General features: G+C 65.4%; 19 protein-coding genes. 11 read left to right on the forward strand and 8 right to left on the reverse strand.

Annotated features, from left to right (window positions below; genetic code table 11):
* Window positions 1–4: 4 nt before the first annotated feature.
* A complete protein-coding gene (locus VH326_RS07150; protein WP_329631117.1) occupies window positions 5–1,810 on the reverse strand; it encodes a peptide MFS transporter in 1,806 nt (601 codons plus the stop codon).
* Window positions 1,811–1,923: 113 nt separating this feature from the next.
* On the opposite strand from VH326_RS07150, the gene VH326_RS07155 reads away from it, so the two are divergent.
* Entirely contained in the window at window positions 1,924–2,502 is a 579-nt protein-coding gene (locus VH326_RS07155) for a nitroreductase (protein ID WP_329631361.1), read from the forward strand.
* A gap of 39 nt (window positions 2,503–2,541) precedes the next feature.
* Window positions 2,542–2,889 (forward strand): GntR family transcriptional regulator, encoded by a 348-nt coding sequence (locus VH326_RS07160; protein WP_329631118.1) that lies wholly within the window; start codon window positions 2,542–2,544, stop codon window positions 2,887–2,889.
* Here VH326_RS07160 and VH326_RS07165 read toward each other — a convergent pair.
* Window positions 2,886–3,704 carry an arylamine N-acetyltransferase family protein gene (locus VH326_RS07165; protein ID WP_329631119.1) on the reverse strand — a complete coding sequence of 273 codons (819 nt, stop codon included), beginning with the start codon at window positions 3,702–3,704 and terminating at the stop codon, window positions 2,886–2,888. The genes VH326_RS07160 and VH326_RS07165 overlap by 4 nt on opposite strands.
* On the reverse strand, window positions 3,701–5,416 hold the full coding sequence (locus VH326_RS07170; protein WP_329631120.1) for an acyl-CoA dehydrogenase: 1,716 nt from the start codon (window positions 5,414–5,416) through the stop codon (window positions 3,701–3,703). Before VH326_RS07170 ends, VH326_RS07165 begins: the two co-directional genes overlap by 4 nt.
* A gap of 40 nt (window positions 5,417–5,456) precedes the next feature.
* On the opposite strand from VH326_RS07170, the gene VH326_RS07175 reads away from it, so the two are divergent.
* From VH326_RS07175 to VH326_RS07200, 6 genes are all read left to right on the forward strand, one after another.
* Window positions 5,457–6,434 (forward strand): L-threonylcarbamoyladenylate synthase, encoded by a 978-nt coding sequence (locus tag VH326_RS07175; protein WP_329631121.1) that lies wholly within the window; start codon window positions 5,457–5,459, stop codon window positions 6,432–6,434.
* 463 nt (window positions 6,435–6,897) lie between these two features.
* Entirely contained in the window at window positions 6,898–7,731 is an 834-nt protein-coding gene (locus VH326_RS07180; protein ID WP_329631122.1) for a hypothetical protein, read from the forward strand.
* Window positions 7,732–7,967: 236 nt separating this feature from the next.
* Window positions 7,968–8,249 (forward strand): type II toxin-antitoxin system prevent-host-death family antitoxin, encoded by a 282-nt coding sequence (locus VH326_RS07185; protein ID WP_329631123.1) that lies wholly within the window; start codon window positions 7,968–7,970, stop codon window positions 8,247–8,249.
* 76 nt (window positions 8,250–8,325) lie between these two features.
* Window positions 8,326–8,652: a hypothetical protein gene (locus VH326_RS07190; protein WP_329631124.1), complete on the forward strand. Its 327-nt coding sequence runs from the start codon at window positions 8,326–8,328 to the stop codon at window positions 8,650–8,652.
* 67 nt (window positions 8,653–8,719) lie between these two features.
* Entirely contained in the window at window positions 8,720–8,953 is a 234-nt protein-coding gene (locus tag VH326_RS07195) for a DUF433 domain-containing protein (RefSeq protein ID WP_329631125.1), read from the forward strand.
* A 141-nt stretch (window positions 8,954–9,094) separates the two neighbouring features.
* Window positions 9,095–9,271 carry a hypothetical protein gene (locus tag VH326_RS07200; protein ID WP_329631126.1) on the forward strand — a complete coding sequence of 59 codons (177 nt, stop codon included), beginning with the start codon at window positions 9,095–9,097 and terminating at the stop codon, window positions 9,269–9,271.
* Window positions 9,272–10,232: 961 nt separating this feature from the next.
* Here the strand turns inward: VH326_RS07200 and VH326_RS07205 are convergent.
* On the reverse strand, window positions 10,233–11,378 hold the full coding sequence (locus VH326_RS07205; protein WP_329631127.1) for a lysozyme inhibitor LprI family protein: 1,146 nt from the start codon (window positions 11,376–11,378) through the stop codon (window positions 10,233–10,235).
* A gap of 164 nt (window positions 11,379–11,542) precedes the next feature.
* Window positions 11,543–14,566 (reverse strand): excinuclease ABC subunit UvrA, encoded by a 3,024-nt coding sequence (uvrA, locus tag VH326_RS07210; RefSeq protein WP_329631128.1) that lies wholly within the window; start codon window positions 14,564–14,566, stop codon window positions 11,543–11,545.
* Window positions 14,567–14,723: 157 nt separating this feature from the next.
* Here uvrA and VH326_RS07215 point away from each other — a divergent pair, with 157 nt between their 5' ends.
* The 3 genes from VH326_RS07215 to VH326_RS07225 are packed head-to-tail and all read left to right on the forward strand — an operon-like array spanning window position 14,724 to window position 16,668.
* Window positions 14,724–15,497, forward strand: a complete 774-nt coding sequence (locus tag VH326_RS07215; protein ID WP_329631129.1) for a DUF2171 domain-containing protein — start codon at window positions 14,724–14,726, stop codon at window positions 15,495–15,497.
* Entirely contained in the window at window positions 15,494–15,970 is a 477-nt protein-coding gene (locus tag VH326_RS07220; protein ID WP_329631130.1) for a GFA family protein, read from the forward strand. Before VH326_RS07215 ends, VH326_RS07220 begins: the two co-directional genes overlap by 4 nt.
* Window positions 15,971–16,023: 53 nt before the next feature.
* Window positions 16,024–16,668, forward strand: coding sequence for a YoaK family protein (locus VH326_RS07225; RefSeq protein WP_329631131.1), 645 nt, complete (start codon window positions 16,024–16,026; stop codon window positions 16,666–16,668).
* A gap of 86 nt (window positions 16,669–16,754) precedes the next feature.
* Here VH326_RS07225 and lpdA read toward each other — a convergent pair whose 3' ends face one another.
* From lpdA to VH326_RS07240, 3 genes are all read right to left on the reverse strand, one after another.
* Window positions 16,755–18,152, reverse strand: coding sequence for a dihydrolipoyl dehydrogenase (gene lpdA, locus VH326_RS07230; protein WP_329631132.1), 1,398 nt, complete (start codon window positions 18,150–18,152; stop codon window positions 16,755–16,757).
* Between the two features lie 122 nt (window positions 18,153–18,274).
* Window positions 18,275–19,528, reverse strand: coding sequence for a 2-oxoglutarate dehydrogenase complex dihydrolipoyllysine-residue succinyltransferase (gene odhB / locus VH326_RS07235; RefSeq protein WP_329631133.1), 1,254 nt, complete (start codon window positions 19,526–19,528; stop codon window positions 18,275–18,277).
* Between the two features lie 89 nt (window positions 19,529–19,617).
* Window positions 19,618–22,581, reverse strand: coding sequence for a 2-oxoglutarate dehydrogenase E1 component (locus tag VH326_RS07240; protein ID WP_329631134.1), 2,964 nt, complete (start codon window positions 22,579–22,581; stop codon window positions 19,618–19,620).
* Window positions 22,582–22,661 lie beyond the last annotated feature (80 nt).

Here is a 22,661-nt window from a genome sequence, read left to right on the forward strand (position 1 = left end):
CCGATCAGGTCACCCCATGCATCAGCCGCTTGAGCAGCGGCGAGATCACCAGTAGCACGACCCCCGCGCCGATCGTCAGCTCGCCGCCGGTCATGAAGGTGTGGAGATAGGTGTGGAGCGCGAGCTCGGGGTTGGTCACTTGCCCCCCGACCGTTTTCACCGCCGCTGACTGCGCCGCGGCGCCGGCGAGGTATTCGCCGACCGAGATCGACAGGAACCAGACCCCCATCATCATCCCTACGATCCGCGCGATCGACAGTTTGGTGATCATCGAAAGCCCGACCGGGGAGATGCACAATTCGGCGATCGAGTGGAGGAAATAGGTCAGCACCAGCCACCATAACGACACCCGGAAGGCTTCGTTGGCGGTCGATCCGCAGAGCGCCAGCACGACGAAGCCGAGCCCGACCAGCATCAGCGCGATCGCGAACTTGACCTGAATCGATGGTTCCAACCCGCGCTTGGCAAGGCTCAGCCACAGCCAACTCATCACCGGCGCGAACAGCACGACGACGATCGGATTGAACTGCTGAGTCGCTGCGGCCGACATGTGGAACCCGAATATCTCCAGCGTCGTGTTGCGGTCCGCGAACAGCGTCAGCGACGATGCTGCCTGCTCGAACAACGCCCAGAACGTAACGTTGAACACGACCAGGATGATCGCTGCGAGCATCATCTCGCGCTCGACCTTTTCGCCGACGCGCCACGACCAAATCGGTATGCCGATCACCGCCGCAAGGAATATCCCGAGCAGCACCTTGCCGAGAAACGGGGTGGCGATCAGGTAGCCGATCACGCCGGCGCCCGGCTTCGCCTCGGGGGTCGTCATCACGTTCTGAAACACCAGCCAGAATACGATCACCGAAACGAACGACAGAAGGTAGATGAGCGGCGCGCGATCGCGGCCCGTCTGCGTCGGCGGCTCGCCATACCCCGACAGCCGCCCGCCATCGAACTGCATCAGCACATAGGCGATCAGCAGCACGAACGAGACGATCAGGAACCCGGCCCACCAGCCGAAATGGTTGACCAGCCAGGGGCACGCCGCCTGCCCGAGGATCGAGCCGAGGTTGATGCCCGCGTAGAAGATGGTGAAGCCGGCATCGCGACGCCGATCGCCCGGCCCATAAAGCGAGCCGACGATGGTCGAGATGTTGGGCTTGAAGAAGCCGTTGCCGATCACGATCAGGCTCAGCGCGACGAGTAGCATGGTCGTGTAGAACGGCTGGCGATCCGCGCCCGAGCTGAACGCCTGCGCGGGGACGGTATTTACCACCGCGCCGCCGTCGCCGAGCAGTTGAACCGATCCGTCGGGCATGCCGTGAATCGTCAACACCTTGCCATTCATATTGATCGTCTGCGGCGCGGTGTTGATCGCGAGCGGGGTGGCGGGCGCCGCCTGAGTCACGTTGTACCGCTGGCCATTGATCGTCGCGTAGGGCGTGCCTTGCTGTCCGCCGAAGCAGAGGAGGAAGTAGCCGAGCGCCATCACCAACGCGCCGAATTTCACCGATCGCTTCGATCCGAGGTAGCGGTCGGCCAGCCAGCCGCCGACCAGCGGCGTGAGATAGACGAGACTCAGGAAGCCGCCGACGATGCCACTCGCTTCATGGTCTGCGAGCAGGAAGTGCTTGGTAAGATACAGCACCAACAGCGCGCGCATGCCGTAGAAGCCGAACCGCTCCCACATCTCGATCGAGAATAGCCGCGCGAGCTGGCGGGGATGGCCGAGCCAAGTGCTCTTCGCGGTCGGATCGACATGGCTGATATCGGGTTCGGCCGGGCTGTCCGCCGTCGGTGTCTCGACCATTCTGCACTCCCCTGAAGCATGCGTCGCCGTCGAATGCGGCGGTTCGGATGCGCGCGACACTAGCGGCAAAGCCCCGGGTGTAAATACTCGCGCCGCGTGCCTAGATGACGGGCATGTTCAACGACGCCTCAACCCCGCTCTCGCTGCTCGCCACGCGCCGTTCGGGCAAGCCGCGCGACCTGATCGCGCCAGGTCCCGATGCGGCCCAGCTCGAGCAGATCCTGACCATCGCCGCGCGGACGCCCGACCACGGCAAGCTCGCGCCGTGGCGTTTCGTGGTGGTGCCCGCGCACCGGCGCGACGCGCTCGCGGCGCTGATCATCCATGCCTATCGCGCCGAGCGCCCGCAGGCGGCGCGGCTGGAGATCGAGAGCTTCGAACAATTCGCCCATCAGGCGCCGACGCTCGTCGTCCTGCTGTCGTCGCCCAATCCGCAAAGTCACATCCCGCTATGGGAGCAGGAGCTGTCGGCGGGCGCCGCGGGGATGAACCTGCTGCATGCCGCGCACGCGATGGGGTTCGCCGGAGGCTGGCTGACCGGCTGGGCGGCCTATTCCGACCGGGTGCGCGATGCGTTCGGCGCGGCGCCGGAACGGATCGCCGGGTTCATCTTTCTCGGCACGCCAGCGAAGCAATTGGAGGAAAGGCCGCGTCCCGATTTGGACAAGATTATTTCGCATTGGCGCGGTTAATCGACTGGACGCGTCCGCCAATTGCTGTATTAAGGCAGCATGTCACTCAGCAACGACGATAGCCCGGTCTATATCCGCCTGCGCGGTGGTATCGCGGCCGCGATCCTGCGCGGCGAATATCGCGCCGGCGATCAGCTCCCCTCGGTTCGCGCGCTTGCGGCCGAAAATGGCGCCAATCCGCTCACCGTCGCAAAGGCGTATCAGAGCTTTCAGGACGACGGCTATGTCGAGGTTCGGCGCGGGGTCGGTATGTTCGTTCTCCCCGGCGCCGCCGAGAAGCTGCGCGTCGCCGAGCGCCAGCGCTTCATCAACGACCAGTGGCCGCGAATCGCCGAGCATATCGATCTGCTCGGATTGGATGCCGCCGACTTGCTCGAGCGCGCTTAGAACAATCTCAGCGCGGCGACTTCGTCCGCGCTCAGATCAAGTCCGAACATCATGCCAAGCCGCATGCGATAGACTCGCGGATCGTCGATGAGCGCCGATGTTTCCTCGCCGCCGGCATAGCGCCGATAGCTGCGGTCGGTCAGCGATGCGAAGCCGTTGGGCAGCGCGATGCTGACGACCACCAGATCGGTGAAGCGTGTGCCCGGCGCGGTGGCGGTCCAATGGTTCGACATGGCGAGGTCGATCGGCGCGACGGGGCCCAGCGTGAAGCTGAACTGATCGATCCAGTCGCCGCCGCCGCCTCGACCATCGGTTGCGGCGGGGTGCCCGTTGCGCGCCAGCACCCAGCCGCGGTGATCTTCGCTCAGCCGGAACAGCGCACCATCGGGCGCGCCGGCTTCGGCACCGGCGACCAGCGGCATCGGCGGCGCATAGCTGCCGCCGAACCCGGCGTCGGCGATCCAATCCTGTCCGTCGATCGTCACCAACAGCAAGGTATGCGTCCGCCCCGGCGTCTCGCTCGCGCCGAGCCACACGCGGGCGAGCAGCGGTCGGACGGTGAACCCCAGCTCGGCCAGCGCGTCGCCGAACAGCCGGTTCTGCTCGAAACAATAGCCGCCGCGCCTGGCGGTCACCAGCTTGGCGAACACCGATTCGCTGTCGATGCGGATGCCGCGCCCGAGCCGGATGTCGAGATTCTCGAACGGGATGGCGAGCCGATGCGCGCGCTGGACCGCGGCGAGCCCGTGCGCGTCGACCGTCGCTCGCGCGGGCAAGCGAATCCGCGCGAGATAGGCGTCGAGGTCGAAGCTCATGCCGCGAACAGGTCGGCGGGAATGGCGTAGAGCGCGGCGGCTGAAGCGGTCGCGGCGGCTTGCAGCCCGAGCGCTTCGGGGACGATCTGCTCGCCGTAGAAATCGGCAACCGCTCGCTTCATGCGGCAGAAATCGTCGCCGCCGTCGGCGGCACGGCCCTGACACTCCATCAGCCACCCGCAAACCGCGACCGACAGCATATTGAGGAACGGATAGCTCGCCGCGAGCCGATCGTCGGCATCGGCGGTGGCGAGACGGCGGCCGACTTCGTCGCAAGCGTCGATGAGGTTTCGCAAATCCGGGCTTTCGGCGTCTCGGCGCATGTCGGCGATCAGCGTCGCGAATGCCGCACCATTCGACAGGCCGAGCTTGCGTCCGACCAGATCGGCGGCCTGGATGCCGTTGGTCCCTTCGTAGATCGGGAAGATTCGCGCATCGCGGAAGAACTGCGCGGCCCCGGTCTCCTCGATATAGCCCATCCCGCCATGGACCTGGACACCGAGGCTGGCGACTTCGTTGCCGATATCGGTGGCGTGCGCCTTGGCCAATGGCGTGAGGATTTCGAGCCGGTCGCGCGCGGCTTCGTCGCCCATCCCGGCCCGATCCACTTGGCTGGCCGCGAGATAGACCAACGCGCGCGCGGCTTGCGTCTGCGCTTTCATCCGCATCAGCATGCGCCGGACGTCGGGATGCTCGACGATCGCAACCGGGGTCTTGTCGGGCGAGCCGGCGCGGGCGCCCTGGATGCGTTCACGCGCATAGTCGACCGCCTTCTGCGTCGCGGCCTCCGCGATCTGGACGCCCTGTAGCCCGACGTTCAACCGCGCATTGTTCATCATCGTGAACATCGCGCGCATTCCACCCATTTCGAGGCCGATCAGTTCGCCGATGCAACCGTCATGGTCGCCGAACGACAGCACGCAGGTCGGGGAGGCGTGCAGCCCCATCTTGTGCTCGATCGACACGACGCGGACGTCGTTGAACTCGCCCGGTTTGCCGTCGGCATCCAGCCGGTATTTGGGAACGAGGAACAGCGAGATGCCGCGCGTGCCCTCGGGCGCTTCCGGCGTCCGGGCGAGCACGAGGTGGACGATGTTGTCGGCCATGTCGTGGTCGCCGAACGAGATGAAGATCTTTGTGCCCTTGATGCTCCACGTCCCGTCGCCGCGCGGGGTCGCGGTCGCCCGGAGCGCCCCGACGTCGGAGCCCGCCTGCGGCTCGGTCAGGTTCATCGTGCCCGTCCACGCGCCGGTCGCGAGGTGCGGGAGGTATGCCGCCTGCTGCTCGGGCGTGCCGTGGTGGAGCAAAGCCTCGATCGCGCCCACGGTCAGCGTCGGGGCAAGCGCGAAGCCGGTGTTCGCCGACCCCAAAGTCTCGAGCACCGCGCTCGCCAGCACGAACGGCAATCCCTGTCCGCCGAATGCTTCGGGCGCGCCGATCGTCCCCCAGCCGCCCTCGACGTAGGCGCGATAGGCCTCGGCGTAGCCCGCTGGCATCTTCACGCCATCCGGGGTCCATCTCGCGCCCTCGGTATCGCCCGCGCGGGCGAGCGGCGCCCATTCGCCCGCTGCGAATTGGCCGATCCCTTCGAGCACCGCGTCGACGATGTCGGGCGTCGCGCCGGCGAAGCGGTCGGTCGCCGCGAGCTCGGCCAAGCGAGCGACATGATCCAGGACGAAGCGTTGTTCGCGCAACGCGGGGGTGAACGGCATCGGGTTCCTCTCTCGGACGGGCGCGCTATAGCCGCCGAATATGGAGCCGCCAAACACTCGAATCCTGCCGTTCAACGCGCACAATATCGCCGAGGCGGCGGCGCTGATCGCCGCCGGGCAATGCGTCGCGGTGCCGACCGAGACGGTGTACGGCCTCGCCGCCGACGCGACCGACGGCGCCGCGGTGGCGCGGATCTATGCCACGAAGGGCCGGCCGAGCTTCAACCCGCTGATCGTCCATGTGCTCGACATGGCCGCGGCGAAGAAGCTGGCGGCGTTCGATGCCCGCGCGGAGACGCTGGCCAAGGCGTTCTGGCCGGGGCCGCTGACGTTGGTGCTGCCGGTGAAGCCGTCGTCGGGGATCGCCTCGCTGGTGACGGCGGGGCTCGATACGATCGCGATCCGTGTGCCCCAGCATCGGGCGATGCGCGCGCTGCTCGAAGCGTGCGGCAAGCCGCTCGCGGCGCCGTCGGCCAACGCATCGGGCACGATCAGCCCGACCCGGGTCGAGCATGTCGTCGCCAGCCTGGGCGGCCGCGTCCCGCTGGTGATCGACGACGGCCCGACGCGCCAGGGCATCGAATCGACCATCGTGCGCGAAGTGTTCGGGATGACCCGCATCCTGCGCCACGGCCCGATCGCGGGTGCCGATATCCTCGCCGCGCTGTCGGCGGGCAAGGCGCGGGTCGACCGCTTCGACACCGGGGGCGAGGACGCCGCGACGATCGAGGCGCCGGGGCAATTGTCGTCGCATTACGCCCCCCGCAAACCCTTGCGCATCGACGCGCCGCGCGCCGCCGCGGACGAATGGATGATCGGCTTCGGCGCGACCCCCGGCGACGCCACGCTGTCGGCGACGGGCGACCTGACCGAGGCGGCGACGCGATTGTTCGATTTACTCCACAAAGCCGACGCGTCAACAAAGCCGAGGATCGCTGTCGCGCCGGTCCCCGACGATGGCATCGGCGAGGCGATCAACGACCGGCTGCGGCGCGCGGCCGCCCCCGCGGCGAGGTGATCGGCGACCGCTAATCACGCGCTCGGGCCGAAGCCGGCGGGCGCGAATGTTCCCAATGTTCGCACTGGCCATAGGGTTGAGGCGGGCGCGGAAGTTGACACGAAGTTGACACTGTCTGCGGTGGCGGGCGATCCAAAGATCACACCAAGGGCACACTATCCGCGTGCAAGGAATCGGGCGCGAGGCGGCGCAGTGAGCGAAGCGCCGAGCCGCGCCATCGATCGGCGGGGATGAGGTTGGGCAATCACCTTCATCATGCCTGTGCGCCTAAAAGAACAAACAAGGAACGCTGTCATACGAAATCCAACATTGCAAGCCCCGGCGAGACGATCGCTGGCAAGGGCGACAGGAATTAGGGCAATGGCGGCGAATGACGGTGACCGCCGTGAATGAACGTGCCGCTTGATCCCCAGACGAGCAAGCCTAGTGTCTGCCCGGGAGTCGAGTCGGGGGGAGAGACGTCATGAGGGTGTTGTCTGCGCTTGCGGTACTGGCACTTGCGATTTCTTCGCCTGCCCTGGCCGACACGCTTACCAATAGTTCGATAATCGCGCTGGCGACGGCCGGGCTCGATCCAGACGCGATCATCGCGAAGATTCAGTCCTCCGACACCAACTTCGATCTCTCCACGGCGCAGTTGATCATGTTGAAGAAGCGTGGCGTGCCAAGCTCGGTCATCGCCGCGATGCTCGCTGCCGATGGCCGGAAGAGAGGCGGGAGCAGTGCCGCGCCGGACGCAAGGGCACCGGCGCGCTCGACTGCAGCGGGCGTGAGGCCCCCGGCGGCGAGGCCGCCAGGCATCTATCTAATGCGCGCGGGCGAGCTGGTGCGCATCGAAGCGAATGTCTCCGGACAGACCAAAACCGGAGGGTTTCTGGGAAGCGCGTTGAGCTACGGCATCGCCAAGATCAGCACCAAGGTCGTGCTCCAGGGGGAGAGCGCCCGAGTTCAGACGAGCGAACCATCCCCGACCTTCTTTTTCTATCTTCCGCCCCGAGCCTCCGCCAGCAGCTTCGACGAGCCAACCGGCACGCCGGATTCTCCCAGTCAGTTCTCGCTGATCCGGCTGCAAAGGAAGGATGGAAGTCGAGAAGCCCGCATAGGCCGTGGAAACATCACAGGCTTCCAATCCGGGGTGGTCAGCAAGGACCGCGTCGATTTCACGTTCGACGAGGATCGCCCGGGCGTGTTTTCCGTGCGGCCGTCTAGCCCCTTACCCGCGGGCGAATACAGCTTCATCATGATCGGGTCGGGAGGTGCCAGCGTCGCGCGGTTCTTCGACTTTTCGGTGCGGTAATAGGACGGCAGGCCTAACTGTTCCGCCGCGAGCGACCCGAAAACGCGGTCCCGGCGGCGATGGATTCAGCATAGCTAAATCCGAGCTTAAGCCGGGGTCGGCCCGCGGCGCCTGGAGCGCCGTCTGACGACGCGGCGTTGCCGCGGCGGGATATCGGAAAACCAGTCGACATTCCCACGAGAATACCTATAACCGCGCTTATAGCTAAGATAGCGATAGCTGAACGGTCACCTCCCATGCCAGAATCCCTCCTCGCCGTGTCCGCCAAGGACGTCGCCAACCGCTTCGGCTTCTACACCGACGAAGCGATGCAGCGCCCGATCGGGATCACGCGGCACGGCACGACTCGCGTCGTGATGCTCTCGCTCAAGGAATATGAGCGGCTGATGCGGCGCGACCGTCAGGTGATCAGGACGGAAGACCTGGATGACGAAACGCTCGACGCGATCCTCAACGCCGAAGTCTCCGAACGATCAAAGGCGCTCAATTACCTCATGGACGATACCGAAACCGGCTGACGTCATCCGCTACGCGTATCTGTGGGCGCGCGAGGCGGCGAAGGGGCAAGAGGAAGGGCTGAAGGATCGGCCGGCGGTGGTGGTCGTCGCGCATATCGTGCGCGAAGGCCGAACCGAGATCATCGTCGCGCCGGTGACGCACAGCGCTCCCGGTCGGCCCGACGACGCGATCGAGATACCGGGAAAGGTAAAGCGCGTGCTCGGGCTCGATCAGGAACGAAGCTGGATCGTCACCGACGAGCTCAACCGGTTTACGTGGCCGGGTCCGGACGTTCGTATCGCGCCGGGGCGCGACTCGCCGGTATATGATGCGATCCCGGAATTGCTGTTCGACCGGGTGCGGCAGGCCTTGGCGAAGCATGTCGCCGTGAGGCGTTTGCGGATCACGAAGCGGAGCGAGTGATTTGCCGTAATCGCATCTCGATGTCCGCAAAGTTGCGATAATCGCAAATCTACGACATTCTCTCCCGATGATCCTGACCGGCTTCCCTCGCATCGCGGTCGACCCCGCCGTCTGCGGTGGGCGCCCCACGCTGGCCGGCACCCGCATGCGCGTGACCGACGTGCTGGAGATGCTGGCGGGCGGCGCGACGGCGGCGCAGATTGCGGCGGACTTCCCCTATATCAGCGAGGATGATGTCCGCGCGGTGCTGGCCTATGCGGCGGGCCTGGCCGACCACCCGGTGGTCCTCGCCGCCGAATGAAGTTCCTGATCGACGCGCAGCTTCCGCCGGCGCTTGCCGATGGCTGCGCGAGCGCGAGCATGAGGCGGTGCATGTCAGCCAGGTCGGGCTCCTCGCCGCGAGCGACGCCGCCATCGCCAATCGCGCCGAAGCCGAGGGCGAGTGCTGGCGAGCAAGGACGAGGATTTCGTCGTGCTGCGGCTGCCAGATCGGTTTGCGTTGTTGTGGCTGCGGTGCGGGAACGCGGCGAACGTCGTGCTGACGGCGTGGTTGGAAGAGCGATGGACGAGGATTGCGGCACTGCTGGAAGGCGGGGAACGGTTCGTGGAGGTGCGGTAGCCTTCGGATTTGGTGCATTTAGTAAACTGTCACCGTAATCGTAATTGCGAGCGGTTTGGCCGGGTCGGCTGACGCGGCGCCAAGCAACCGACGACACGGCCTTGCCGCCGCGCAATATCTGCGTTTAGTAAGCTGTTAGATGACAACCACGGAGAGATGCGCCAAACTCTGAAATAGTTGCACGTCCGGCGTGATTCTGTGACTACTACTTATCGTTAGGGGGGAGGGCGGTATGCGAATGGGGCAGACGGTCACTTTCGGGTCACTTGTGGTAGGCATAAGCCTATTGCTGTCCGGGTGCGCTGAGTTAGAGCAGCAAATGCCGATACTCGCCTTATTGGATAAAGGCCCGCAGCCCCCAAATATCGCAATTCGTCAGGACCGGCTTCCCGGAGTGCCTCGCTATCGGCCAATTAAATCCTGCACTTATAGCGCTGGATATGGTGCACAAAACTCGCCTCAGAGCATCGCCATCCAGTCCGTGAGAAATCGTTTCCTTGTCACACTCGACAACAAGATAGGAGGAAGGTCGACAGCAATTATATCTGCTACAGGTTATAAATACAGCTTCAATATGTTTGATTCTCGTGATGGATCTCAGATAAGCTCTGATCGATGGGCTGGTCAAATGGCCAGCGAAGGTATACCCCTAAAGAATAACATGGACCTATTCGTACCGGAATACGTTCCTGGACCAAAAGACGTTGGTCAAATAGTCTCCTTACTGAAGGACTCCCAAGGGCGAGCCAGTGCGGCTTTCCTGTACGGCGGAATGGGGAATTATCAAGGTAGAGAAGTGATATTACTGAGATTCGTTGTTAATCCCACCGGCAGTAAGGCGGATATAAACCGGGCGGTCGGCTACAGCATTGTGGATGTTAGCCGGGCGCTACCAGTAAAGCTCTCTATCGGTAGAGGGCCAAATATAAGATTGGAGTCCACGGGCTGTATCGAGTAGGCGTCAGTTATATACCGATCCACCTAGTCTTTCACACTCGGTTTTTGTGGCCTGCATCTCCTGGCCGTATGGAAGTATGCAGGTGATCGCGCCCGTCGGCGGATCGGCTCGAACCTCGCCGTGTGGAGGTTGCGGCTGCGCATCCTGGCTACCGCCATCTGCCGGAACGGGGGTCGGTGCCCAGCTTTCCAATATCCCTATTCTGTCGGTGTAGGCTTGCTCGATGCAAGAGACGTCCCCGCAACCGTTTCGTACCGCTAGCCAGTTTCGCTGACTTTGCCGAAGGTCCGCTCGATCCGCTCCGCCGGCACGAGCCATCGCCGACGAATAGAGGGCGGCCTGACGACGGTCGGAGTCGGCGAGCGATGACGTCGAGCATATCTGCTGCTCCGCCCACCCCCTCGCTCGATCGCAATTGAAGCTGGTTTCATAATATGTCGGGGCTGCCGTCGTCGGGGCGTCGGCGAACGATGACACGACGGCTTGGGGCGGTTGTGGAGTTGGCGAGAACGTAGACGTCAGCCCGGCCACGCATGACCGGACAATCGAGACAATCACCAAGAGGCCAACGATGCCTCCGACCCATTGCCAAGGGTGGAAGTCTGGGTCGGGTCGGGGGCGGGACGATCGAAATGGAACCTCAGCCGGTGGTGTCGGCTTGGGCGGCGGAGACGGAAAATGAATGACCGAAGGTGCCGGCTTGGGCGGAGAGGTGAAAGATGATTGCGAAGATTTTCCTGAATGCTTTGGGTCAGCATGTAGAGGCGGTTTAGATTGTGATGAACTGGAGGATTGAAAGGCATTTAATAAACGATTGAATGCGTCCAACGCGCGTTGCCGGCTTCTAGAAAATATTTCATCTCCATGAGCTCCTTTGTTACCGATCTCTCTAACGGTATCAAAGTCATCATATTCCGATATGCTGAGTATCCCAGCTTCTCGAAGCGCAATTAAATAATCCTGCTGCTTTTCGAGATTTCCGAAATTACGCTTCCTGGGCCTTCCTTGATACTCCCCAATGGCATCCGAGAGCTTCTCGCCAAAAGTCCGTATTGCTCCAAATTTTGTCTGATCGCTGACATTTGCGCGCGAGTCACTCACGCACTGTTGTGCCTTCTTGATCGCGGGATGGTTTGGATCAAACTTCATTGGACCCAAATTCCTAGGGGTATTATCCCAACGATGCCAAACTAAATCCCCATTCGCGGCCTTCCGCCGGACACTGCCACATCAGTTGGCGTTTGCGAAAGGCGCGGCGGACACCGTTGTCTATATGCGGCGTGGTTTGGTGTCCTGGGACCACCGCGTCGTCCTCATTCGGCCGCCTCGACGGCCGGTCTCAAAAGCGGCTTGAGATACTGGCCGGTGAACGATCGCTTTTCACGCGCGACGTCTTCCGGGGTACCAGTCGCGACGATCTCGCCGCCTTTAACCCCGCCCTCTGGCCCCAGGTCGATCACCCAGTCGGCGGTCTTGATGACGTCCAAGTTATGCTCGATCACCACCACCGTATTGCCCTGCTCGACCAGCGCGTGGAGCACCTCCAGCAACTTCCTCACGTCGTCGAAATGCAGCCCGGTGGTGGGCTCGTCGAGGATGTAGAGCGTCTGGCCGGTGGCGCGGCGCGACAATTCCTTGGCGAGCTTGACGCGCTGCGCCTCGCCGCCCGACAGGGTCGTCGCCTGTTGCCCGACCTTGATATAACCGAGCCCGACCTCGACCAGCATCGCCATCTTGTCGCGGATGCCGGGGACGGCCTTGAAGAATTCGGCGGCGTCCTCGACCGTCATGTCGAGAATGTCGGCGATCGAGTGGCCCTTGAACTTCACCTGCAGCGTTTCGCGATTGTAGCGCGCGCCGTGGCACACGTCGCAGGTGACGTAGACGTCGGGGAGGAAGTGCATTTCGATCTTGAGCACGCCGTCGCCCTGGCACGCTTCGCAGCGGCCGCCCTTGACGTTGAAGCTGAAGCGCCCGGGCTTGTAGCCGCGCGCCTGGCTTTCGGGGAGGCCGGCGAACCAGTCGCGAATCTGGGTGAAGGCGCCGGTATAGGTGGCGGGGTTCGACCGCGGCGTGCGGCCGATCGGCGACTGGTCGATGTCGATGACCTTGTCGAGATGCTGTAGCCCGGTGATCTTCTCATGCCGGCCGGCCAGGATGCGCGCGCCATTCAAGGTGCGCGCGGCGGCGGCGTAAAGCGTGTCGATGGTGAAGCTCGACTTGCCCGATCCCGAAACCCCGGTGATGCAGGTGAAAGTACCGAGCGGGATGCTGGCGGTGACGTCGCGCAGATTGTTGGCGGTGGCGCCCGACACGGTGAGCTTCTTGCCGGTGCCGCCGCGGCGGATCAGGGGGACGGGGACGGCGCGGGTGCCGTTCAAGTAATCCGCGGTGATGCTGTCGGTGTGCGCGAGCAATTCGGGCAGCGTGCCCTTGGCGACGATCTCCCCGCCATGCACGCCGGCGCCGGGGCCCATGTCGATGATGTAGTCGGCGGTGCGGATCGCGTCCTCGTCATGTTCGACCACCAGCACGGTGTTGCCGAGATCGCGCAGCCGCCGGAGCGTCGCGAGCAGCATGTCGTTGTCGCGCTGGTGCAGCCCGATGCTGGGCTCATCGAGGACGTAGAGCACGCCCGACAGGCCGGAGCCGATCTGTGAGGCCAAGCGGATTCGCTGGCTCTCGCCGCCCGACAGCGTGCCGCTGGTGCGGTCGAGGTTGAGGTAATCGAGCCCGACATTGTTGAGGAAACCGAGCCGTTCGAGGATCTCCTTGAGGATCCGCTCGGCGATTTCCTTTTGCTGGCGGTTGAGGTGGCGGGGCAGGTCCTGGAACCACGCCAGTGCGTCGACCACCGACAGATGCGTCGCGTAGCTGATGTCCTTCATCGCGATCTTGACCGCGAGCGCTTCGGGCTTGAGGCGGGCGCCGTGGCAGGTCTCGCACGGTTGCGAGCTTTGGTATTTGGAGAGCTCCTCGCGCATCCACGCGCTCTCGGTTTGCAGGAGCCGGCGGTTGAGGTTGCCGATCACGCCCTCGAACGGCTTGCGCACGTCGTAGCTCTTGCGGCCGTCGACGAAGGTCAAAGTGACGGGGCGGCCGTTGCTGCCGTGGAGGATGACCCGGTGGATCTCCTCGGGCAGATCCTTCCACGGCGTTTCGAGGTCGAACCCGAATTCGCGCGCGAGGCTGCCGAGGACTTGCATGTAATACGGGCTGGGCGGGTTGGATTTCGCCCACGGCACCACCGCGCCCTTCTTGATCGTGAGGTCGTGGTTGGGGACGACGAGATCCTCGTCGAAGATCATCTTCTCGCCGAGCCCGTCGCACGCCGGACATGCGCCCTGCGGCGCGTTGAAGCTGAACAGCCGCGGCTCGATCTCGGCGATGGTGAAGCCCGATACGGGGCAGGCGAACTTTTCGGAGAAGACGATGCGGTTGGGCGGGATGCCGGCGCCCTTCATCGCGCCGCCGTCGGTATTCCCCTCCCGCTCGCGGGAGGGGCTAGGGGAGGGCATGTCGCCTTCCGCGATAAACGTCTGAGAAGCTTCCCGGACACGCCCTCCCCCAGCCCCTCCCGCAGGCGAGAGGGGAGCAGTCGCCTCCGCCACCGTCGTATCCACCAGATCGACATAGGCCAGCCCCTCGGCCAGCTTGAGCGCGGTCTCGAAACTGTCCGCGAGCCGCGTCGAAAGCTCAGGCCCGACCACCAGCCGGTCGACCACCACCTCGATGTCGTGCTTGTACTTCTTGTCGAGCGCCGGGGCCTCGTCGATCTCATACAGCTCGCCGTCGATGCGGACGCGCGTGAACCCGGCCTTCTGCCACTCGGCGAGCTCCTTGCGATACTCGCCCTTGCGCCCGCGCACGACCGGGGCGAGCAGGTACAGCCGAGTCCCCTCGGGCAACGCCATCACCCGGTCGACCATCTGGCTGACGGTCTGCGCCGCGATCGGTAATCCGGTGGCGGGCGAATAGGGAATGCCGACGCGCGCCCATAACAGCCGCATGTAATCGTAGATTTCGGTGACGGTGGCGACCGTGGAGCGCGGGTTGCGGCTGGTGGTCTTCTGCTCGATCGAGATGGCCGGGCTGAGCCCGTCGATATGATCGACGTCGGGCTTCTGCATCAGCTCGAGGAACTGGCGCGCATAGGCCGACAGCGATTCCACGTAGCGCCGCTGCCCCTCGGCATAGATCGTGTCGAACGCGAGGCTCGACTTGCCACTGCCCGACAGCCCGGTGATCACCGTCAGCGTATCGCGCGGGATGTCGATGTCGACGCCCTTGAGGTTGTGCTCGCGCGCGCCGCGTACGGAGATGTTGGTCAATGCCATGGGTCGATTATGTTCCAGTGATGTTCCGCTGGCAATAGCCGCGCCGGACCCGCCAGATGGGGTGCCGGCCGCGCCGGTTCAACGCTTCGAACCGTGACGGTAGCGTATCGTTCCGGCTGCCGTTACTGTCTGGCGCAAGGCATCGGAGGGCAGGGCGATGAGCGAGCGGCGATCGATCATTCCGGACATGCCGATCTTCGGGTCGGACGGCGCGCTGGTTGGCACGGTGGACCGCGTGTCGCCGACGCGGATCCTGGTCAATCACGTCGGCGCGAGCGAGGCGGACGAGTTCGCGATTCCGTTGGCGCGCGTTGCCGACGTCAGCGATCGCGTGACGCTCGATCGCCCCGCCGCCGAAGCGCGCGCGGTGGACTCCTCGGCCGGCGAGGCGCGCCGGAGCCGCGTGCCGTTGCTGTGGCTGGCGGTCGCGCTGGTCGCGGTCGGCCTGATCTATGGCACGACCACGATGATCTTGCGCGGCGGCGCGGCGCCTCGGCCCGGCGCTTCGGAATCGGCCAAGCCGCCGAGCGCGTCGATGGTCCCGGCGGCGGCAGCCGCGCCCGGTGCGCTCGGGGCACCGCCACGTCCGGCGGCGCCAAACGCCCTCACGCCGGCGTCGGTCGGCCGCTACCTCGCGTCGGACTCGCCGGCGGGGCAGGCGTTCGCGTTCGACAAGGGGTTCTCGCCCGGCGGCGCGCTGCTCGACGCCGACGGCAAGGCCATGATCGCCGGCCTCGCCGCGGTGATGGCGTCGCACCGCAACACGCAGATCAAGCTCGCCGCCAGCGGAACGCTGGGGCTGCGCCGCGCCGCCGCGATCAAGGCGGCCCTGCTCGGGTCGGGTGTCGCCGAATACCGCATCGCGACCGGGTCGGCACGCGACGGACGACGCGGCACGCCCGGCGTCGCGCTGATCGTGCTGGCGAAATGAGCGCGCCGATCGAGGGTGGCTGCAGCTGCGGCGCCACGCACTACGCGCTGACGAGCGCGCCGATGGTGGTGCATTGCTGCCACTGCAGCTGGTGCCAGCGCGAGACCGGGAGCGCGTTCGTCATCAACGCGGTGATCGAGGCCGACCGCCTGACGCTCACCAAGGGCGCGGTCGATTACGTGATAATCCCCTCGGCGAGCGGCAAGGGGCAGGAGATCGCGCGCTGCCCCGTGTGCCGTGTCGCACTGTGGAGCCATTATGCCGGATCGGGCCGCAAGTCGGCGTTCGTCCGCGTCGGCACCATGGACGACCCCGCCGCGTGCCCGCCCGACGTCCATATCTTCACTTCGACCAAATTGCCGTGGGTGACGCTGCCCGAAGGCGTGCCGCCCTTCGCCAAATTCTATCCGTCGAGCGAGGGCGTGTGGTCGGACGAGGGCCGCGCGAGATGGAAGGCGCTCAAGGACGGATAAGCCGCACGCCGCGATCCTTGCCGCCGTTGAATCCGAACCCTAGGGACAGGAACGTGCAACGTTATTCGGGCAATCTGATCGCAGTCGCAGTGGCGCTGGCGGCGCTCGCGGGGTTCGTCGACGCGATCGCCTTTTCGCTGCTCGGCTTTTTCGCGTCGTTCATGAGCGGCAATTCGACTCGGCTGGGCGTGGCGTTGAGCGGCGGCGAGGCGGGATATGCGGCGATCGCCGCGGCGCTGGTGCTGGCGTTCGTCGCGGGGGTGATCGCGGCGTCGGTGATCGCGCGGATCGCGAGCAAACGGCGCGGCACCGCGGTGCTCGGGCTGGTCGCGGTGCTGCTGGCGTTGGCGGCCTTGCTCGGCGGAGTCGCACCCGCCCGGCTCGACCTGCTACTCGCGGCCGCCGCGATGGGCGCGATGAACGGCGTCTTCGCGGAAGGCGGCGAGGTCACGATCGGGGTGACGTATATGACGGGCTCGCTGGTCAAGCTCGGCCAACGGCTCGCCGCCGCGCTGATCGGCGAGCGCGATCGCTGGGATTGGCTGCCATATTTCGCGCTATGGGTCGGGTTCGTCGCGGGGGCGGTGATGGGCGCGGGGGCGTATCTGCGGATCGGGATGGACGCGCTGTGGATCGCGGCCGGGGCGGCGGCTTTGCTGGCGATAGTGACCTGGCTGGTTCCGACAGACGCTCCTTGAAGCGCCGCGGCAAAGCCGCGTCGTCGGCCGGGTTCGCTACGCGACCGCCGTCCGGGCAAGCCTCTAATCTCCATATTTAGCTGCCGCTAAATATGGATCGGCTTGCCCTGCACCGCCATCGCCGCTTCCTTGATCGCTTCCGAATGCGTCGGGTGCGCGTGGCAGGTGTAGGCGATGTCCTCGGATGTCGCACCGAACTCCATCGCTTGCGCGGCTTGCGCGATCATCGTGCCGGCGACGCTGGCGATGCACCATATGCCGAGCACGCGGTCGGTCTTGGCGTCGGCGATCACCTTTACGAAGCCGTCGGGCTCATGATTGGTCTTGGCGCGGCTGTTGGCCATCATCGGGAACTTGCCGACCTTGACCTCGCCGCGCTCACGCGCCGCTTCCTCGGTCAGACCAACTCCGGCGATTTCGGGCCAAGTATAAACGACCGACGGGATCACATCGTGGTTCACGATGCCGTGCTGGCCGGCGATATTCTCGGCGACCGCAATGCCCTCGTCTTCGGCCTTATGCGCCAGCATCGGCCCGGGAACGACATCGCCGATCGCCCAGATGCCGGGGACGCTCGTGCGGAAATCATGGTCGATCTCGATCTGGCCGCGCTGGTTGGTGGCGAGGCCGGCTTTGTCGAGCGCGAGGCCGTCCGTATTCGGCCGACGGCCGATCGAGACGAGCACGACATCGGCCTCGATCGTCGATGCCTCGCCGCCCTTCGCGGGCTCAATGGTCAGCGTCGCCCCGCCGTCCTTGGCCGCGACGCTGGTGACCTTGGTGCCGAGCTTGAACTCGAGCCCCTGCTTCTTGAGGATCTTGTTCGATTCCTTGCGGACCTCGCCATCGAAGCCGGGCAGGATCTGGTCGAGGAATTCGACCACGGTGACCTTGGCGCCGAGCCGCCGCCAGACGCTGCCGAGCTCGAGCCCGATCACGCCGCCGCCGATCACTACCATGTGGCCGGGCACCTTGGGCAGTTCGAGCGCGCCGGTGGAGTCGACCACCACCTTCTGGTCGATCGTCACACCGGGCAGCGGGGTGACGCTGGAGCCGGTGGCGATGACGATGTTCTTCGCGCGAACGCTGCGGTCGCCGACCTTGACGGTGTCGGCGCTCTCAAAAGCGGCATGGCCCTTGAGCCATTCGACCTTGTTCTTCTTGAACAGGAACTCGATCCCGCCGGTCAGCTGCTTGACCGCGTCCTTGCGCTGGCCGTGCATCGTGTCGAGGTCGAGCTCGGGGGTGACCTTGATCCCCATCTTGGCCATCATGCCGTTGGCGGCGTGGTCGTAGAATTCGCTCGCATGCAGCATCGCCTTGGACGGGATGCACCCGACGTTGAGGCAGGTGCCGCCGAGCGTCTCGCGGCTCTCGACGCACCCTGTCTTGAGCCCAAGCTGCGCCGCGCGGATCGCCGCGACATACCCGCCGGGGCCGGCACCGATCACCAGGACGTCGAAATCGTAATTGGCGTCTGCCATCTTTTTTCTCGCTTCCCCGGCGAAAGCCGGGGTCCAGGTTCGAGCCAGATGTGATGAGCGGCTCGCTCCGTTACAATCTTTTTCCCACTGGACCCCGGCGTTCGCCGGGGCGGCGTCGGGCACTACAAATCGATCAAAATCCGCGTCGGATCCTCGATCGCGTTCTTGAGCGCGACGAGGAACGTCACCGCCTCGCGGCCGTCGATCAGGCGGTGGTCGTAGCTGAGCGCGAGGTACATCATCGGGCGGACGACGACCTGGCCGTCGCGCACCACCGGGCGATCCTCGATGCGGTGCAAGCCCAGCACGGCCGACTGCGGCGGGTTGATGATCGGGGTCGACATCAGGCTACCGAACACGCCGCCGTTCGAGATGGTGAAGGTACCCCCGCGCATCTCCTCCATCTTGAGGCTACCGTCCTTGGCGCGCTTGCCGAAGTCGCCGATCGTCTTTTCGATGCCCGCGACCGAGAGTTGGTCGGCGTCGCGGATCACCGGCACGACCAGTCCCTGCGGCGCCGACACCGCGACCGAGATGTCGGCGTAATCGTGATAGACGATTTCCTCGCCGTCGATCTGGCCGTTGACGCTCGGCACGTCCTTGAGCGCCATGCACGCGGCCTTCACGAAGAAACCCATGAAGCCGAGCCGGACACCGTGCTTCTTTTCGAACAAATCCTTGTACTTGGTCCGCGCCTCGATCACCGCCGACATGTCCACGTCGTTGAACGTGGTGAGCATCGCGGCGGTGTTCTGCGCGTCCTTGAGGCGCTTGGCGACGGTCTGGCGGAGGCGAGTCATGCGGACGCGTTCCTCGCGCCTAGCCGAAGGCTGGGCGGCGGGCGCAGCGTCCGCACGGCCGGCGGGGGGAGCTCCCCCGTCCGACGGCGGCTTTGCCGCCGGCGTGCTCGCCGCCGCGATCACATCGTCCTTGGTCAGCCGCCCGTCCTTGCCAGTGCCCTTGACCGTCGCGGGATCAACCCCCGTTTCGAGCACCGCGCGGCGCACCGAAGGCGACAGAGCGGCGGGAGCGTCGCCGGAGGCGGGGGCCTGTTGCCCGGCAGTGTCGGCTGGTGCGGGCGCCGGGGCAGGTGCTGCGGCGGCAGGGGCAGAGGCGGGGGCGGCACTTGTCGCGGCGCCGCCCGCTTCGACCGTCGCGAGCAGCGCGCCGACCGCGACGTTGTCGCCGACCTTGACCGCTTGCTGCCCCATGACGCCCGCGACCGGCGAGGGCACCTCGACCGCGACCTTGTCGGTTTCGAGGGAGACGATCGGCTCGTCCGCCTTGACCGGGTCGCCGGGCTGCTTGAGCCATTCGCCGACGGTCGCCTCGACGATCGATTCGCCCAAGGTGGGCACCACAACTTCAGTCGCCATCTTTTACCTCGTCATCCCGGCGAAGGCCGCGATCGCTAAGTGTCTTCCCTCGCCAGCGGCCCCGGCCTGCGCCGGGGCGACGGGCGTGATTACGCCCCGGCCTTGCCGGCCTTCTTGATCGTCTCGCTCGTCCGCGTGCGTCTGATCTCCTCGCGCACGCTGTGGCCGAGCGCATCGGCCACCAACGCGCCTTGTTCGGTCTGGTGCCGCTTGGCGAGGCCAGTCGCGGGGCTCGCGGCGGCGGCGCGGCCGGCGTAGCGGGCGCGAGCGACTTGGGCATTCGCGTCAGCGAGCGCTTCCTCGATCATCGGCTCGACGAAGAACCATGCGCCGTTGTTGCGCGGTTCCTCTTGCGCCCAGACGATATCCTCCAGCGCCGGCATCCGCTTGATGCGCTCAGCCAGCGCTTCGCCGGGGAACGGATAGAGCTGCTCGATCCGAACGATCTGCGTTTCGCTGTCGCCCGCCGCGTCGCGCGCGTCGAATAGATCGTAGGCGACCTTGCCGCTGCACAGCACCAGCCGCTTGGTCGCCTCGTCCGCCGGGGCATCGGGGTCGGACAGGATTCGGCGGAAATGGCTGTCGCCCTGGAAGTCCGCCGCCTTCGACACCGCGCGCTTGTGGCGCAGCAGCGATTTCGGGGTAAAGATCACCAGCGGCTTGCGGAACGTGCGATGCATCTGCCGCCGCAACAGGTGGAAGATGTTGGCCGGCGTGGTGCAATTGGCGACTTGGATATTGTCGCCAGCGCAGAGTTGCAGGAAGCGCTCGACCCGCGCCGAACTATGCTCGGGCCCCTGGCCTTCGTAACCGTGCGGCAGCATCATCACCAGGCCATTGGCGCGCAGCCACTTGGCCTCGCCCGACGCGATGAACTGATCGATCATGATCTGCGCGCCGTTCATGAAATCGCCGAACTGCGCTTCCCAGATCACCAAAGTCTTGGGGTCGGCGAGCGCATAGCCATACTCGAAGCCGAGCACGCCATATTCGGAGAGCGGGCTGTCGAGCACCTCGAAATCGCCATGCTCGACGTTCCACAGCGGAACGTATTTGTGCTCGTCATTCTGGTCGACCCAGACGGCGTGGCGCTGGCTGAACGTGCCGCGGCCCGAATCCTGCCCCGACAGGCGGACGCCATAGCCTTCGGACAGCAGCGACCCGAACGCGAGCGCTTCGCCCGTCGCCCAGTCGAAATTCTCGCCGCTCGAAAACATCGCCCGCTTGGCGTCGAGCACGCGCGCGAGCGCCTTGTGAATCGTCAGATCGTCGGGGACATTGGTGAGCGTCCGGCCGAGGCTGTCGAACAGCTTCTTCTCGATTCCCGTCTCGACGTTGCGCCGCGATGTTTCGGCATCCGCGGGCGCGTGCAAGCCCGACCAGCGCCCCGAAAACCAGTCGGCCTTGTTCGGCTTATACGCCGCGCCGGCCTCGAACTCGCCTTCGAGCAAGGTGTCGAACTGGTGCGTGACGGTGTCGACCCAAGCCTGGTCGACCACCCCCTCGGCGATCAGGCGCTGGGCATAGACCTGGCTGACCGGCGGGTGGCCCTTGATCGCCTTGTACATCAGCGGCTGCGTGAAGCTCGGCTCGTCGCCTTCGTTGTGGCCGAAGCGGCGATAGCACCACATGTCGATGACGATGTCGCGGTGGAATTTCTGGCGGAACTCGATCGCCATCTTGCACGCGAAGGTCACCGCTTCGGGATCGTCGCCGTTGACGTGGAAGATCGGCGCCTGGACGCCCTTGGCGACGTCCGACGGGTAAGGCGACGAGCGCGCGAATTGCGGGCTCGTCGTGAACCCGATCTGGTTGTTGATGACGAAGTGGATGCAGCCGCCGGTATTGTAGCCGCGGATGCCCGAGAAGCCGAGGCACTCCCACACGATCCCTTGGCCCGCGAACGCCGCGTCGCCGTGGATCAGGACGGGGAGCGAGGCGGTGTGATCCTCTAGGTCGCCCGCGAGCGTCTGGATCGCGCGAGTCTTGCCGAGCACGACCGGGTCGGCGGCTTCGAGGTGGCTGGGGTTGGCGACCAGCGACATGTGGACCTTGCGCCCGTCGAACTCGCGGTCGGTCGAGGTGCCGAGGTGGTATTTGACGTCGCCTGATCCGCCGACATCCTCCGGGTTCGCGCTGCCGCCGCCGAATTCGTGGAAGATCACGCGCAGCGGCTTGGCCATGACGTTGGCGAGCACGTTGAGCCGCCCGCGATGCGCCATCCCGAACACGATCTCGTTGACGCCCAACTGGCCGCCATATTTGATCACGCTTTCGAGCGCGGGGATCATCGCCTCGCCACCGTCGAGGCCAAACCTTTTCGTCCCGACATATTTCTTGCCGAGGAAGCGCTCCCACTGCTCGCCCTCGATGACCTTGGTCAGGATCGCCTTCTTGCCGTCGGGGGTGAAGGCGATCGCCTTGTCCTTGCCCTCCATCCGCTCCTGCAAGAAACGGCGCTCCTCGACATCGGCGATGTGCATGTATTCGAGCCCGACATTGCCGCAATAATTGGCGCGCAGCGTGTCGACGAGCTCGCGGATCGTCGCCCATTGCATACCGAGCTGGCCGCCGAGATAGACCGGGCGATCGATGTCGGCGTCGGAAAAGCCGTGATATTCGGTCTTGAGATCCTCGGGCAGATCGTGCCGCGACAGGCCGAGCGGATCGAGGCTGGCGGCGAGATGGCCCCTGACGCGATACGTGCGGATCAGCATCATCGCGCGGATCGAATCGGCGGCCGCGGCGACGATCGCGTCCTGCGAGGGGGCCGCGGCGGGCTTCGTGGCGGAGGGCGCGCCTCTGGCAGGTTTCGGCGCCGGTTCCATTTGCGTCGGATCGAGCGCCATCGTCAGGTCGTCGGTTGTGGCGGGCGGCCAGGCCGGGTTCGCCCAGCTCGCGGTCGACGGTCCGCTCTCCAACCCCTCGAACCAGCCGCGCCACGACGGCTCGACCGAATCGGGGGACTCGCGGAAGCGCTTGTACAATGCCTCGACGAACGCCGGGCTGACGCCCGCGGCGATCTCGCTGAAATCCAGACCCTCGTAGCCCATTCTCAACTCCGTCTCCCCGGCGAACGCCGGGGCCGCTGCGAAGAGCCGCCAACGGCCCCGGCGTTCGCCGGGGCGACGGC

The organism is Sphingomonas sp., from assembly GCF_036269755.1.
Classification (GTDB): domain Bacteria; phylum Pseudomonadota; class Alphaproteobacteria; order Sphingomonadales; family Sphingomonadaceae; genus Sphingomonas.